Genomic DNA, 14715 nt, shown 5'->3' on the forward strand with positions numbered 1-14715 from the left:
CAACCAAAGTTTTTGACGAATTTACATTCTGATCGATATATTTATCCATTTGCTTGTCATGAAAACGATCGCGAATTGTGTAATATGGAATTCCGTGCCCTATTCGGACAAACGCCGGGAGTATACCCCTATATAGACAGTAATGTGGCGATTGCGCCGGAACGGAGTCCATTTATTTCCATGCGGATAGACGTATTGTTCACAGGGGTGGGACTTGAGGATATTGTTGCCCAAGCGGGGGGAATTCAGCTTGATGGACATACGTTTAAAGTGCTGTATATCAAGCACGGGTTGAAACGGAGTTATGGGGAGCAACGGCAGTTGGAGCGGCAAGTAGGAGCTGGTATCCGGGGGACCGCAGAAATGCGCACTCCGGATTTTACGTTTGGTTTGCTTTCTTTTGAAGAGGGCTGGCTGCTTGGAGTTTGCCGAATGGCGGATCCGGCCTGGCAGGAGCATAAGCATAAGCCGCAAAATTATTCTACCGGGCTTTCCGCCGCGCTGGCCCGATCCCTTGTCAACATCGCAGTTCCTGACCCGGCAGGGATTAGGGCGATCGATCCCTGCTGCGGGATGGGCAATGTCCTTATCGAAGCACTATCTATGGGAATAGACATCCGGGGCCGGGATTTGAATCCGCTGGCCGTTAAGGGAGCCCGGGAGAATTTGGCGTATTTCGGATACGATGCCTCGAGTCTTGTTACCTTCGGAGACATGAGGGACGTGAGCGATCATTACGATGCGGCGATTCTGGATATGCCCTACAATCTGTGCTCTGTGCTGCCGCAAGAAGTCAAACAATCTATGCTGGCCGGCCTGCGGGGATTCAGCGACCGTGCTGTAATCATCTCAACGGAGGAGATAGAGGAGGATATTCTGGCATGCGGATTTAGAATTATGGACTACGGCCGTGCAGCCAAAGGTTCATTCATTCGAAAGATATGGGTATGTCAGGGATAACCGAATCCCAGTCAAAAGCCTGAATAAATATAACACGATGTGTAAAGTATTGATGTTTTCAAAGGGAATTTATGAATATTTTTAATTTTTCTATAAAATTCCCTTTTTAAGTTCAGAATCCCGCTTTATAATGTTAGATAATCTGACATGAGGTGGCGAGGACAATGAGATATTTTGGTGTGTTCGAAAAAAATGTACGTCTGCTTGGCTTTATAGCAGCTATCGTATTATTCGTGGCGGCTTTGCTGCAGGATTCTTCCTGGTACATTCCTTTGACGGCCCTGATTGCCGTTCTTTGTTTTGTAATGCTGTCCCTGAATCTTCCGATATCCTGGAGGAAAGGACAACCCCCTTCCGGTTCTATTCCTCCGGCAGCTCCGCAGGGATCGGACGAAGAAGCGCAGACGGCAAGCCAATGGGGGGCGATGGTGAACGAATCGCGAGTAGCGGCGGACCGGTTGCAAGCTGCCGTCGGTGAGGTGAGTGAGAGTATCGGGGAGCTCCAGCATTTATCCGATGTATCTTCCGTTGAGGATATGAAGCTGAAAGCCAGCAGCGAACGGTCTTTGGAACAAGTGCAGGAGAGCCTGGCCGCGATGGAGGAGGTAGCTTCTTCCGCATTCCGGATTCAAGAGGCTGCGGAACAGCTGCGTTACCGCAGCGAAAGGACGCTGTCGGAAGCTTCAAGGATGTCGGAGGCGCTCGTAGCTGCAGACGGTACGATCCGCTCGCTGGCGGAATCCCAGCAATCCATTGCCGGCCCTATGAATGATCTTGAGAGCAATACACGAAAGCTCGGGGCCCTGTACCGGGAGCTTGAGGGAATATCCGGCGAGGTGTCGTTGCTGGCGCTGAACGCCTCTATTGAGGCGGCCAGGCTGGGGGAGCAGGGCAAAGGTTTCGATGTGGTGGCCATGCGGATGAGGCAACTCGCTGAGCAGAGCGGCAAGGCTATCGGCAGCTCCGCTCCCTTGTTCCGGCAAATCGTGGATGAGGTTGACAGGGTCAAGGAAACGCTGCATGAGGGAAAGAAGTCGGCTTTAGACGGCATTGAGTTATTGAAAATCATGGGGAGAGACATCCTGTTTATTTCCGATGAAGTGGCTGCGATCAACGATCACGTAGCCGAGACAGGAAAGCGCAGCAAGGAACAGACTGAGATGACGCGGAATATGGACAGTATGATGAATGATGTCCATGCCGCGCTTAGCCGCAGCATTTCCCATGTGGAAGGTGCGTTGTCTCGCATGGAATCTCAAAGAATACATATCGGCAAGCTGCAAACCGTAGCCGGTGGTTTGCACCGGGCACAAGCCGAACTGATCACCTCGCTTGACGCTGTCCGGATCGGTTCATCCGGTGGTGAGGAGTCGGCAGAACAACGGGAGGCGGTCCGGGCTCTGGGTTTGACTTACGCCCGCAAACTTCAGGAGATTGCGCAAACCGAGCCGCTGACCGGGATGTTGGAGGCGGATCACCGGACCGCTCTGGAGCTGCTCTTGTCCCGGGAATCCGGTCTGGAGGCGGCATGGACAAACCGGGTGGACGGTTCATTTGTGATTTCGATTCCGGAGGCGGGATTGCTGAATGCCAAGGGGCGTGAATGGTTCCGCAGTGCAAAGAGCGGGGAGACGGTCATTTCGGAGAGCTATGTCTCGGCTATAACGAAACGGCGATGCATCACCTTATCTGTTCCTATTGTGAAGGACGATATCGTGATAGGCGTACTTGGAGCCGATTTGTCAATAGAATAAGAGTTCCTGGGTGAGTCTCGAGAAACAGGGGATTCGATCATGAAGCTTGCCCGGGAGTATTGTAAGTTTGAGTCTTTTCCCCTATAATCCTATAGAGAAAGAAAGCCTTGATTCAAGCGAATAGAAGTGCCCGTAGGTCCTGGAGCAAGCTTAACCGCAAGCTTCGGGTTAAAAGGGAAGCCGGTGTAAATCCGGCACGGTCCCGCCACTGTGTACAGGGACGAAGCTCATCGATGCCACTGCCATACGCCATAGTATGATGGGAAGGCGGACTTCGTCGCAACCTGATAGTCAGGAGACCTGCCAACGGGAGATTAGACGGTCCTTCGAGGAAAGGATAACGTTCTGCTTAGAACACGGAGCCTGCTTTTCCGCTAGGGCAGTCAAGCCATTAAGCCAAGGCCTCCGATATGACTTTGTAGACGTAACCCATCCGCTCAGGATGGGTTTTTTTCTTAAATAATAGGGCTTCGCTAGGGTTAAGGCGTTTCTTAATAAAGAAACCCGAAGGAGAGGGACAAAATGAAGAAATGGACTAAGATTTGGGGGATTTGGCTGCTGGCGCTGTTGTTGCTAGTTACGGCCGGCTGCGGTACAAACGAAAAGAATAACGTGACGGATAATAGCGGCAATACGTCACAAAAGGAACAGAGTCAAAATAACGAAACTTCCGCGCCGGAGCAGGAAGGGCAGCAGACTTCTTATCCGCTAACGGTAAAGGATGCTTTCGGAACGGAGTTTACGTTTGAATCCGCACCGCAGCGGATCGTATCGTTGGCGCCATCGGAGACAGAAGGGCTGTTCGCGCTTGGTCTGGATGAGCAGGTGGTCGGAGTTTCCGATAATGACGATTATCCGGAAGCCGTAAAGGACAAGCCAAGAATGGGCGGGTTCCAGGTGAATGTAGAAGCTGTAGTTGCGGCTCAGCCTGACCTTGTGCTTGCGGGGAACCTGATCGGGGAAGATACGGTCAAGAGCCTGAGCGACCTGGGCATGAAAGTATACCGCTCCAATCCGAAGACGATTGACGGAGTGATGGAGAATATCCGGACGATCGGCGAGATCACCGATCATCAAAAAGAGGCAAACGAAGTAACCGCACAAATGCAGGCCGAATTGGATAAAGTGACCGAGGCCGTGAAATCTTTACCGGCTGATCAAAAGAAAAAGGTATATATCGAATTTTCTCCCGGCTGGACGGTAGGCAAGGGAGAGTTTATGGATGAGATGATTCAGGTTGCAGGCGGGGAAAATGTGGCATCCGACATTACCGGCTGGAGCGAAATTAACGAAGAGAATATTATTAAGGCAAATCCGGACGTTATTTTATATGCGAAAAGCGTCGTAGATGAGAACAACCGGACGTTAGCCGAGATTATCAAAGGCCGCGGGGGATGGGATCAGATCACGGCCGTGAAGGAAGATCGCATTGTGGCAATGGACGACAATTTGCTCAGCCGGCCGGGACCACGGGTAACCCAAGGTTTGATTGAAGTGGCTAAAGCGATCTATCCGGACCTGATTCAGCCATGAGGACCAGGCTGGCAGGTTACGGATTTATCGGCCTAGGATTGCTTATATTCTCACTGCTGATCTGCATCGGGTTCGGTTCCGTTCACTTGCCTGCCGGGGAAATCGCTCGTATCCTGCTCCATCAGTTGCCCGGTCTCGGGCGGTGGATTCAGCCTGACTGGAGCGTGGCTTCGGAGCAAATCGTGATGCAGGTTCGCCTGCCGCGCGTGCTGCTCGGCCTGTTGGTGGGAGCTTCGCTTGCCGTCGCGGGCTCCGCATTTCAAGGGGTGCTCCGCAACCCGCTTGCCGATCCGTTCACGCTGGGCGTATCCTCGGGTTCCGCGGTAGGCGCGGCCGTATTGATCTTTTTCGGTTGGCAGTTTTCTTTGCTGGGGATATTCACGTTGCCGGTAGTCGCTTTCCTGACGGGGGCGGCAACGCTGTGGATCGTGATGTGGCTGGCGAGAGAGAATGGAAAAATACCGATCGAAAGCCTGATTTTGTCGGGGGTAGTGATGCAATCCTTTCTCGGGGCGGTCGTTTCTTTTCTTACGGCCATGTCGAAAAGGACGGTCAACGAAATTTTGTATTGGACAATGGGAAGCCTGAGTCTTCGAGGATGGTCGTATACGGCCATCCTGCTTCCATATTTATTGCTTGGCGGACTTTATCTCTGGAGCCGTTCGCGTTCATTGAACCTGCTGGCTTTAGGTGAACGTCAAGCGGCACATTCCGGACTGAACGTGGAGTCGACAAAACTGGCCGTTCTGCTCGTGGCCACGTTGATGACGGCAGCGGCTGTTTCCGTTTCCGGAGTTATCGGCTTTGTCGGGCTAGTCGTTCCTCATATGATCCGGCTGGTTACCGGTCCCGATTATCGTCTCATCATCCCGTTGTCCGCGCTTGGAGGCGGGATCTTCATGATGTGGAGCGACCTCGCGGCCCGTTCTCTGCTTGCGCCAACGGAAATACCGCTCGGCGTAATTACGGCCTTTATCGGCGCGCCGTTTTTTGCTTATTTGTTATATAGGAAGAAAAAAGCGAGAGAGAGGGAAATGCGATGATCGAGGTCCAAAACGCCGCTAAATCGTATGGCCGTCTCCATGCGCTGAAAGAGATCAACTGGAAGGTTGAGCCCGGCGAGTTCTGGGGGGTTATCGGTCCGAACGGCAGCGGCAAAAGCACGCTGCTGAGCCTGATTTCCGGCATCGAAGCCCCGGATCATGGAGAGATCTCATTATCCGGTCAACCCATAGCATCCTATAACAGAAAGGCGTTGTCCCGGAAGCTGGCCGTATTGCAGCAGGATGGGCTTCCTCCGGTTTCTTTTACCGTGCGCGAAGTGATCGAAATGGGGCGGTTTCCGTTTCTGGACTGGCGGGGCAGAGAGAAGGACGGACATGCGGAGAAGCTGATGCAGAGCATAATGGACAGGTTGGAGCTCGGGGACTTGGCGGATCGTCAGCTCAGCAGCCTGAGCGGCGGACAGAGGCAGCGGGCCGCGCTGGGAAAGGTAATGGCGCAGCAGCCGGAGGTAGTTCTGCTGGATGAACCGACGACGTATTTGGATATTCGCTATCAACAGCAATTTATGGAGCTTGTCGCGGGGTGGCAGCGTGAAGAAGGATTAACGGTCATCTCTGTCATGCATGATTTGAATCTCGCCTCACTTTACTGCGATCGCCTGCTGGTCCTGAATGCGGGTTCATTAGTGGCCATGGGCGCTCCCTCGGAAATATTGAATTCCGATACGATGGAATCCGTATTTGATGTCAAATCCCATATTGTTGCCCATCCTGATACAGGGGTTCCGCAATTGCTGCTGCAAAAGGATGCCAAGAACGGCTGAGTCCGAAGCGGGCGATTAATTGTCAGGGCTTTTTTGTATTTCCTGCCGGGCAGGAATGGTAGAATGGTATAAAAGAATCATAGGCGAGAAGAAGAGAGGGGTTATTGGATGAGTCGCTCTATTAAGGATATAGCCGGATCCGTGCGAGCGTTGGATCCTGCGGCTTCGGCAGCCGCGGCAGCACATTTGGACAGTTTGACCAAACCGCCGGGAAGTCTTGGCAAGCTTGAGGCTTTGGCGGTCAAGCTGGCGGGGATTACAGGCGAGATGCAGCCGAAATTCCCGGGACGCGGCGTGGTTGTCATGGCTGCCGATCACGGCGTATGCGAGGAAGGGATCAGCGCATTTCCAGCTGAGGTGACACCGCAGATGGTGTTCAACTTTCTTTCCGGAGGCGCGGCAGTAAATGTTCTTGCCCGCCAAGCGGGGGCGGAAGTCATGTGCGTCGACGTGGGCGTCAATGCGGAGCTGGAACATCCGGATCTCATCTCGCGGAAGGTTCGCTTCGGCACGGCTAATATGGTATCCGGCCCGGCTATGACCCGCGAAGAAGCCGAGGCCGCTATAATGGCCGGGGTGGATATCGTGGAAGATGCCGTATCGAGAGGGATAAGATGCTTTGTAACGGGTGAGATGGGCATCGGAAATACGACGGCCAGCGCCGCGCTTATGAGCGCGTTTACCGGGGTCTCCTCCCTGGAAACGGTCGGCCGGGGAACCGGAATCAACGAAGAACGGATGCGCCATAAAGTTCTGGTCGTTGAACGTGCATTGGAATGCAATCGTCCCGACCCGTCGGATGCGATAGATACGCTTGCCAAAGTAGGCGGCCTGGAAATCGCAGGATTGACGGGTGTTATTTTGGGCGCTGCCGCAAATCGTTGCCCGGTCATTTTGGACGGGTTTATTTCCGGCGCAGCGGCGTTGGCTGCCGAGCGATTAGCTCCAGAATCGGTGAATTACATGGTCGCATCCCATGTATCGCAGGAGCAGGGACATGTTCATCTGCTGAAGGCGCTCGGCCTGGAGCCGATGCTTCATCTGGACATGCGGCTCGGCGAAGGGACGGGAGGCGTACTCGCTTTGCATCTGGTGGATGCGGCTTGCCGGATTATGACGGAGATGGCGACGTTTGAAAGCGCGGGAATTTCATCGGGAAATGATCAGGCGGAGTCTTCCGGGGAGTCGCAGATATGATCGTCACGGTTACCGGCGGAGCCCGCAGCGGTAAGAGTGCATTTGCTGAAAAATGGTGCATGAAGCATGGCGATTCCGGGTTATACGTCGCAACCGCCCAAGCCTTCGATTCGGAGATGAGACAGCGTATTGCGCATCACCGGCTGCAGCGTGAGGAGAGCGGGTTCCAATGGTCCACGTTAGAGGAGCCGCTCCATGTAGCTGACTTGCTGGAAGGAACGTCTGGTCAAAGGGGGATTATCCCTGCCACGGCTCAAACCGGGGAAGCATTAGCCCCGGTGGTATTGATCGACTGTCTGACGTTGTGGCTGTCAAACGTGATGCTTATGCCGGAAGACGGGGATACGAACGGAGATGGAATGGCCAGCGATCATGCGGTGCAAAAGGAAATGGACCGTCTTGTTTCAGCCGTGGAGAGTTATAGCGGCCATTTAGTGATGGTAACGAATGAAGTTGGAAGCGGGATCGTGCCGGAATATCCGCTTGGACGTAAATACCGTGATTGGGCCGGAATTTTGAACCGGAAGATGGCCGAAATCTCTGATCAGGTGTTTCTGGTTACCGCAGGTATCGCCATAGAGCTCAAAAGCAGGGAGTATAAATTATGAGTCAAAAAGGACGGCCGAATTTGGCCGCTTTTCAATTTTTATCCCGGTTTCCGGTGAAGGCCGAGCTGGACTTCTCGCCGGAACTTTTAAGGCGCAGCGCCAAGTATTACCCGCTGGTCGGTGCAGCAATCGGCCTTGCCGTAGCATTGGCGGGAGGACTTGCCGGCTGGGCGATTCCGTCCCTGCCTGCCGCGGCAGCGGCGCTGATCATATGGGTGTGGTTGACTGGCGGCCTGCACCTCGACGGCTGGATGGATTCAGCGGATGCTCTCCTTAGCTACCGCTCTCGCGAGCGGATGCTGGAGATCATGAAGGACAGCCGGGTCGGCGCGATGGGGGTGTTGGCCTGCGTGCTGCTGCTTCTGTTCAAAGTAACGCTGATTTCATCGCTCCTGGACTCCGGCCGATTTGCATTCGCCGCTGCGATGCTGACAGTACCCGTCTGGAGCCGGTGGTTTATGGCCTGGGCCATGCACCGCTTTCCGACCGCGCGGGCCGGGGAAGGATTGGCCGGACGGTTTCGCGGGCTCGGCACAAAGGACATGGCCAGCGCTACCTTGTTGGCCCTGCTGCTGACCGGCGCCGGTCTCGGGATAGCCGGAATTGCAGACGGGCTAATTTCAGGAGTTATTTCCGGCAGTGCTCCCGGCGGAATGGGTTTCTGGCTGCCGATCGGGGGGTATTTTGCCGCCGCGCCTTTGGTGACTTTGGCTGCAGGCTCTTTCGCTGCTAGTAAAATCAGCGCAAGGCTTGGCGGACTTACAGGAGATATATACGGAGCTCTGAATGAAGGCCTGGAAGCTTTGCTGCTGCTTGTTGCGGTCATTTTTTTCTGCTAACGGACATAAGAGACCTTAACTCTTATAAAAACGCTGCTTTCAACAGCTAACGGACATCAGAGCTGTTATTTAGGGATGAACAGGTAGTTTAGGGTAGAAATTCGCAAAATAACGGCCGCTGTGTCCTTTAGATTAAAAAAATGATAAATTTAGGGCGCTAAGCGTCCGTCATGTCCGTTAGAGTTAAACACATAACGGGCATGTTTTAGATGAGCGCGAGAGATATCTTTTTACTGGAAGGGAGGCGATGGGATGAGTGAGCGAGTATGGGACGATGCGGGGACAAGGGCCGAAATCAAAATGACGGCGGAATCGGCCGAAGTAATTGCGGATGCCGAGGCAGGTGACGAATTGAGAGCGGAAAATGAGAAAGCCAGTCCGCAAGGCGCAGTTCTGATGGTGCAAGGTACAGCGTCGGATGTGGGCAAAAGCGTGATTGTCACGGCGCTATGCCGCATTTTTACGCGAGACGGGCATTCCACAGCCCCTTTCAAATCGCAGAATATGGCCTTGAACTCGTACGTAACCCCGGACGGCAAGGAGATCGGGAGGGCCCAAGGTATACAGGCGGACGCCTGCGGCATTCCGGCAACGACGGATATGAACCCAATCCTGTTAAAGCCAACGGGCGAGATGCATTCGCAGGTCGTCGTTCACGGTAAGCCTTATCGCGATCTCAGCGCGGCGGGGTACCGTGAGGATTTCCTGCCGCATGCCAAGCCGTTGGTGATGGAGGCGCTGGGACGCCTGCGCCGGCAATTCGATATCGTGGTGATGGAAGGCGCTGGCAGTCCGGCTGAAATCAATTTGAAGCACCGGGATATCGTCAATATGAATCTTGCAGGATGGGCGGATGCTCCCGTCATCCTGGTAGGGGATATCGACCGCGGCGGCGTGTTCGCGTTTCTTGTCGGGACCCTGGAGCTATTGGAGCCGGAAGAACGGGCCCGGGTGAAGGGATTCGTGATCAACAAATTCCGGGGCGATTTGTCCCTGCTGCAACCGGGGCTGGAATGGCTGGAACAGCGGACAGGCATACCGGTGCTTGGCGTATTGCCGTTTATGCCGGACCTGGATGTCGAAGCCGAGGATTCAGTGGTTCTGGATTCGTATCCGACCCGGCCTCTACCGGGCAAGGACCTGGACATCGCTGTAATTCGCCATCCCCGGTTATCGAATTTCACCGATTTTGATATTTTGGCCGCCGAGCCCGATGTTTCCCTTCGGTATGTGCAGAAATTATCTCAATTGGGAGAGCCGGATGTCGTCATTCTTCCCGGTTCCAAAGATACGATCGGGGATCTGGAATATTTGCGGGAGCAAGGGCTCGACGAAGGGATTGCGGAAATGATGGCAAGGCGGCCGCATACCAGACTTGTCGGTATATGCGGGGGCTATCAAATGCTGGGCGCGGAGCTTCATGATCCGGCTGCTGTAGAATCGTCCGTACCGCGCCATGCGGAAGGGCTTGGCTGGCTGCCGGTCGCGACGACCTTTATCCCTGGTAAGACGACCGTTCGTGTAACCGGAACAGCCTTCATGAATGATGAAGACTTTGCGGGGCGTCCGACCGGAGACATTTCTATCAGCGGATATGAAATTCACTCCGGAAGGACAGTAACATGCGGCGTCCATGAGAAGGAGACCGTGCCCGTTTTCCGAATCCGGGAGGAAGACGGGACGGGGCGGAATGAAGGCTGCGCTACGCCGGACGGGCGGGTTTTCGGAACGTATTTACACGGCTTGTTCCAAAATGATTTATGGAGACGGACATGGCTGAATTCCGTCCGCAAGGATAAAAGGCTGTCCCCGCTGACCTCGGAGATTTCAGCGGAGTTGCGTAAAGTAGCCGCTTTTGATCGGCTGGCCGACCACGTTAGCCGGCATTTGGATATGGAGCGGATTTACGAATTGATTCGTAATTAGGCTAGAATCAAAAAAGACGTATCCCCTAAATAACAGGGATACGTCTTTTTGCACTTGTTACATTTTGAACTTTTCGACGGACGCCTTCAAAGTCAAAGCCTGATCAAACAGCGCCTGTACCGTCTTGGAATGGATTTCAGTTTCGGAGATCTGCTGTCCGGAATAATTGGCGATTTCTTCGATGCTTTGCAGCGATTTTGCCGTAATATTCGCGGCCTCTTCCACTGAAGCGGTGACCTCCTCGGTTCCGGCGGACACTTCCTGGGTGGAAGCGGAGACCGATTGGATGGTCATATTGATGTTGTAAATCAAATCCGTCAGCTGCCCGAAAGCTAAGCTGGCCTGGTTGACCCGCTCTCTGCCCGATTTGATCTCTTCGCTGACATGATCCATGGCATTTACCGAATTTACCGCCTCTTCCCGAATGCTGAGCAGGTATTCTCCGATTTGATCCGTGGCGTTTCGGGATTGTTCGGCTAATTTGCGGACCTCCTCGGCCACTACGGCGAAGCCCTTGCCGTGCTCGCCCGCGCGAGCCGCTTCAATCGCGGCATTCAAAGCCAAAATGTTGATTTGCTTGGTTATTTCCATAATGACGCTCACTACGCTGGCGATGGATTCCGACCGTTCGTTCAGTACGGCAATGGAATCCCGGGATTGAATGGCCGCTTGCTCCACCTGTTTCATCTGCTCGACGGCGGTCTTGGCAAGCTCATTGCCTGAGCCGGCTTCTTTCGAGGCCTGGCCGATCTTTTCCGAGACTTCCGCGGAAGAGGTGGCAATATGCTGTACGCCTTGCGAGATTTCTTCCATGGCCCGGGCGTTCTCGGCTGCGGTGGAAGCGATAGTGTAGCTGCCTTCTTTAATTTCAAGTGTAGCCGCTCCGGATTTTTCAGTAAGTTCTTTGTACGTCGCGGTCGAATGAAGCAGTTGATCCGATCCGTTGACGACGGATTGGGAGGTCTCCAGCACTTTCCCGATCATCTCTTTGAGCTGAGCGGTCATCGTCCGGAAACTGTCGGCCAGATGTCCCACTTCGTCTTTGGCGACGATGTCGATCTGTTCGCGAAAATCGCCTTGCGCCATCTTTTCCGTAACAGCGGCGAGCTTCTTGATCGGGTTGGTGATTCTCCGGCTGTTGAGGTAGGCGACGATCATGCCGACGGCGATAACGAAGATTGAGATCCCGAAGCAAATCCAGTAGATTTCGGTTCTTTTTTCCTCGATAAATGTTGCATCCATACCGACGGCCAGAAGGGCCGTACTGCCGGGAAGAGCTATGTAGGCGGTTTTATGGGAGCCGAACTGGTCGGAATACAATTCGCTGATTCTGGCGTTCCCTTTGGATTCGGCGGCAAGCATGGCTTCCTGGATGGCCAGTGAATCGCCGATCTTCATCTTGGAGTTTTCGTTTACGCCGATGACCGTCGCTTTATCCTTCTGCAAATCAAGAATGTAAGCGGTATGTAACTGATATTCTTCCACTTTGTCCGAAAGGTAGGATTCCACGACAAAGCGGGAATTTTCTTTACCCTTCAGCAACTGGAGAGCCTGGGTTGTGTCCAGATTTTTGAATATGTCTTTTGAACTGGTCTGAAGCACCTTGTCGAACTGAGGTAGAACGTTCTTGTTGATGATTCCCATGGAAACAACTAAGAAGCTGGTACTGAACAATACCGATGACAAAATGATGACGACAGCAAACGTGAACATGAATTTGCGGTTAATGGAATGTTTCGTCTTAAACATGGAAATCCTCCCCGTATCCTAATTTTCTGTTTAGTTCTCTCTATACAGTATGGTGCGCCTCAGGTCTTATTTGACCGGTGTTCATTATTGTTATTCTATAGAAAAAGTCGGCTTTTGAAAATGATGTTTTTCATTATTTTTCATTTTCAAAATTGAGCGGAATGTTAGGGGTAGAATCTTGAGCGGAGATATGGTATCTTGGGACTTGCTGTGCTAATTCACGGCCGCGGTTCGTAACCATCCCGCGTAATCAAAACTAGGAGGAATTCTGTTTGTTCAACATCGGATGGGGCATATTTTATATGCTCGTCAACTTTTCTTTTTTTCTGCTTTGTTACAAGCTGTTCGGAAAAAAGGGTCTTTATGCCTGGATCGGCGTGGCTACGGTCGTAGCCAACATTCAAGTCGTTAAGACGGTGGAGATGTTCGGCATCGTCATGACGCTCGGCAATACGATGTATGTCAGCCTGTATCTGACCAGTGATCTGCTCAACGAGAAATTCGGGCGCCAGGAAGCGAAAAAAGCGGTCTGGTTCGGGTTTTTTACGCTGATCATGACCACGATTCTGATGCAGATGGTCCTTGCCTTCCAGCCTCAGGAGACCGATATCGCCCAAGGTTCGCTCGAGACGATCTTTGGTCTGATGCCGCGGCTTGCCCTAGGCAGCCTTACCGCTTATTTCGTCAGCCAGTTCCTTGACGTACGACTGTACGCCTGGATTCGGAAGTTTTATCCGAAAAGGAACCAGTTGTGGATCAGAAACAACGGCAGCACGATGGTAAGTTCGTTCGTGGATACCGTGATTTTCTGCTCGATCGCTTTCATTGGAGAGTACAGTCTCCAAGTCTGGTTTGAAATTCTGCTGACGACGTATGTGTTCAAATTCGTCCTGACGGCGGTGGGGACTCCATTCCTGTATATCGCCCGGAATTTCCGCCACGAAGAAGACGAGCCGTCAATAGCTCCGCAATAAAACAACAAACCTCCAGGCTATTCAATATAGCCGGAGGTTTGTTTTCTTTTATAGGCCTATAGATTACAGATACGTCAGCTGTTTGGGGAAGCTCGTCAATACTTCCACGCCGGTATCCGTTACGAGACAATCGTCCTCGATACGCACCCCGCCTACGCCAGGAACGTAAATTCCGGGCTCCACCGTAAATACATTGCCCTCGCTGAGCAGATATTCGTTTTGCCCGTGAACCGAAGGGAATTCATGCACATCAATGCCAAGTCCGTGGCCCAGCCGATGAATGAAATATTGGCCATACCCGGCATTCTCGATGACATCTCTGGCGGCTTTATCGATGGACGCATAAGTGACGCCGGGACGGATAGCCGCAATCGCTGCTTCGTTCGCGGCAAGCACGGTCTCATAGATTCGGATCTGCTCCTCAGTCAGCTCGCCGAACGCGAAAGTTCGCGTTATATCGGACGCATATCCTGAGGCATATACGCCGATATCAAACATGAGCATATCGCCGCGGCGAAGTTTGCGTTCTCCTGGAACTCCGTGGGGCAGCGCCGTTTTTTCGCCGGACAGCACCATGGAATCAAAGGATGGACCGTCCGCACCCAGCTTGCGGATCTGGTATTCCACTTCGGCTACGAGTTCGTTCTCGGATACGCCTTCTTTTACCTGCTTGAGCGATTCCTGAAGCACTTCCTCGATGAGCCGGACCGCATGGCGTATTTTGCCGATCTCTCCGGCCGTTTTTCGGACGCGCATATCACGGAGCCAAGGCCCCACGTCGTGATATGTAGTGAAGCCCAGCGACTCTTGAAGCTGTTCGAAGCGGGCTACCGTGAGGTTTTCTTTTTCCAGTCCGACAGTTCCGACCGGAGCGTGAAGCTTATTTTTTAACAAAAGATAAGGGTTATCCGTATCCAGGTGGGTGATGATCTCCATATTTCCGGTCGCGGCGCGCGCGGCCTCTTCGTCAAGAGCGGGGGCCACCAAAATCGGTTCATTGCCGGGTTGGAAGAGAATCCCCAGAAACCGTTCATGCGGATTGCTCAAAAACCCCGTCAAATAATATACATGCTTGGGATCGGTAATGAGCAGCGTTTGAATCCCTTGCTGCCGCATGCTTTGTTCTAATCCTGACCAATGTTCATTCATGTCGAATACTTCCTTTCTTACTCTGTTCCTATATATTATAGGCTACACCTTCCCGGAAAGAAAAAAAAGTTGCCTCAAAGGGACAATGTTGAACGGCAGCGGATTGCAATTGCAATAAATCGGAAATGATTTTTCAAAAAATGTTTACTTTTTATCAATATTCACTAAAATAAAATAGGTATTCAAATTTGAATAGGT

12 protein-coding genes and 1 riboswitch are annotated in these 14715 nt (G+C 52.8%); of the genes, 10 read left to right on the forward strand and 2 right to left on the reverse strand.

Going from position 1 to position 14715, the window contains the following annotated elements:
* Positions 1 to 84: 84 nt before the first annotated feature.
* The 9 genes from KB559_RS11420 (at position 85) to KB559_RS11460 (ending at position 10645) form a co-directional block, all read left to right on the forward strand.
* Positions 85 to 960 carry a TRM11 family SAM-dependent methyltransferase gene (locus KB559_RS11420; protein WP_247681748.1) on the forward strand — a complete coding sequence of 292 codons (876 nt, stop codon included), beginning with the start codon at positions 85 to 87 and terminating at the stop codon, positions 958 to 960.
* A gap of 164 nt (positions 961 to 1124) precedes the next feature.
* The gene (locus KB559_RS11425; protein WP_211021926.1) at positions 1125 to 2714 is read left to right on the forward strand and encodes a methyl-accepting chemotaxis protein; all 1590 of its coding nucleotides are present in this window, start codon (positions 1125 to 1127) and stop codon (positions 2712 to 2714) included.
* A 117-nt stretch (positions 2715 to 2831) separates the two neighbouring features.
* Positions 2832 to 3036, forward strand: a riboswitch (cobalamin riboswitch).
* Positions 3037 to 3236: 200 nt separating this feature from the next.
* The gene (locus KB559_RS11430; RefSeq protein ID WP_211021929.1) at positions 3237 to 4247 is read left to right on the forward strand and encodes an ABC transporter substrate-binding protein; all 1011 of its coding nucleotides are present in this window, start codon (positions 3237 to 3239) and stop codon (positions 4245 to 4247) included.
* Positions 4244 to 5290 carry a FecCD family ABC transporter permease gene (locus KB559_RS11435; protein ID WP_211021931.1) on the forward strand — a complete coding sequence of 349 codons (1047 nt, stop codon included), beginning with the start codon at positions 4244 to 4246 and terminating at the stop codon, positions 5288 to 5290. The genes KB559_RS11430 and KB559_RS11435 overlap by 4 nt, the downstream gene beginning before the upstream one ends.
* Positions 5287 to 6075: an ABC transporter ATP-binding protein gene (locus tag KB559_RS11440; protein WP_211021933.1), complete on the forward strand. Its 789-nt coding sequence runs from the start codon at positions 5287 to 5289 to the stop codon at positions 6073 to 6075. Before KB559_RS11435 ends, KB559_RS11440 begins: the two co-directional genes overlap by 4 nt.
* Positions 6076 to 6183: 108 nt before the next feature.
* On the forward strand, positions 6184 to 7272 hold the full coding sequence (gene cobT / locus KB559_RS11445) for a nicotinate-nucleotide--dimethylbenzimidazole phosphoribosyltransferase (RefSeq protein ID WP_211021935.1): 1089 nt from the start codon (positions 6184 to 6186) through the stop codon (positions 7270 to 7272).
* A complete protein-coding gene (cobU, locus tag KB559_RS11450; protein WP_211021938.1) occupies positions 7269 to 7880 on the forward strand; it encodes a bifunctional adenosylcobinamide kinase/adenosylcobinamide-phosphate guanylyltransferase in 612 nt (203 codons plus the stop codon). The genes cobT and cobU overlap by 4 nt, the downstream gene beginning before the upstream one ends.
* Positions 7877 to 8719 (forward strand): adenosylcobinamide-GDP ribazoletransferase, encoded by an 843-nt coding sequence (locus KB559_RS11455; RefSeq protein ID WP_211021940.1) that lies wholly within the window; start codon positions 7877 to 7879, stop codon positions 8717 to 8719. The genes cobU and KB559_RS11455 overlap by 4 nt, the downstream gene beginning before the upstream one ends.
* Before the next feature lie 396 nt (positions 8720 to 9115).
* Positions 9116 to 10645, forward strand: coding sequence for a cobyric acid synthase (locus tag KB559_RS11460; protein WP_247681774.1), 1530 nt, complete (start codon positions 9116 to 9118; stop codon positions 10643 to 10645).
* A gap of 57 nt (positions 10646 to 10702) precedes the next feature.
* Here KB559_RS11460 and KB559_RS11465 read toward each other — a convergent pair whose 3' ends face one another.
* On the reverse strand, positions 10703 to 12394 hold the full coding sequence (locus KB559_RS11465) for a methyl-accepting chemotaxis protein (protein ID WP_211021942.1): 1692 nt from the start codon (positions 12392 to 12394) through the stop codon (positions 10703 to 10705).
* 272 nt (positions 12395 to 12666) lie between these two features.
* On the opposite strand from KB559_RS11465, the gene KB559_RS11470 reads away from it, so the two are divergent.
* Complete coding sequence (locus tag KB559_RS11470) at positions 12667 to 13368, forward strand: queuosine precursor transporter (RefSeq protein ID WP_211021944.1); 702 nt, start codon at positions 12667 to 12669, stop codon at positions 13366 to 13368.
* Positions 13369 to 13431: 63 nt separating this feature from the next.
* On the opposite strand, the gene KB559_RS11475 is transcribed toward KB559_RS11470, so the two are convergent.
* Complete coding sequence (locus KB559_RS11475; RefSeq protein WP_211021946.1) at positions 13432 to 14517, reverse strand: M24 family metallopeptidase; 1086 nt, start codon at positions 14515 to 14517, stop codon at positions 13432 to 13434.
* Between the last annotated feature and the right edge of the window lie 198 nt (positions 14518 to 14715).

It is taken from the genome of Paenibacillus sp. Marseille-P2973 (genome assembly GCF_018101095.1).
In the GTDB taxonomy this organism is placed as follows: Bacteria; Bacillota; Bacilli; order Paenibacillales; family Paenibacillaceae; genus Fontibacillus; species Fontibacillus vini.

Excerpts from the sequence above, each read along its gene's own strand:
- KB559_RS11420 (WP_247681748.1), top strand. The coding sequence starts at position 85 with ATGGAATTCCGTGCCCTATTCGGACAAACGCCGGGAGTATACCCCTAT.
- KB559_RS11425 (WP_211021926.1), top strand. The coding sequence starts at position 1,125 with ATGAGATATTTTGGTGTGTTCGAAAAAAATGTACGTCTGCTTGGCTTT.
- KB559_RS11430 (WP_211021929.1), top strand. The coding sequence starts at position 3,237 with ATGAAGAAATGGACTAAGATTTGGGGGATTTGGCTGCTGGCGCTGTTG.
- KB559_RS11435 (WP_211021931.1), top strand. The coding sequence starts at position 4,244 with ATGAGGACCAGGCTGGCAGGTTACGGATTTATCGGCCTAGGATTGCTT.
- KB559_RS11440 (WP_211021933.1), top strand. The coding sequence starts at position 5,287 with ATGATCGAGGTCCAAAACGCCGCTAAATCGTATGGCCGTCTCCATGCG.
- cobT (WP_211021935.1), top strand. The coding sequence starts at position 6,184 with ATGAGTCGCTCTATTAAGGATATAGCCGGATCCGTGCGAGCGTTGGAT.
- cobU (WP_211021938.1), top strand. The coding sequence starts at position 7,269 with ATGATCGTCACGGTTACCGGCGGAGCCCGCAGCGGTAAGAGTGCATTT.
- KB559_RS11455 (WP_211021940.1), top strand. The coding sequence starts at position 7,877 with ATGAGTCAAAAAGGACGGCCGAATTTGGCCGCTTTTCAATTTTTATCC.
- KB559_RS11460 (WP_247681774.1), top strand. The coding sequence starts at position 9,116 with ATGGTGCAAGGTACAGCGTCGGATGTGGGCAAAAGCGTGATTGTCACG.
- KB559_RS11465 (WP_211021942.1), bottom strand. The coding sequence starts at position 12,394 with ATGTTTAAGACGAAACATTCCATTAACCGCAAATTCATGTTCACGTTT.
- KB559_RS11475 (WP_211021946.1), bottom strand. The coding sequence starts at position 14,517 with ATGAATGAACATTGGTCAGGATTAGAACAAAGCATGCGGCAGCAAGGG.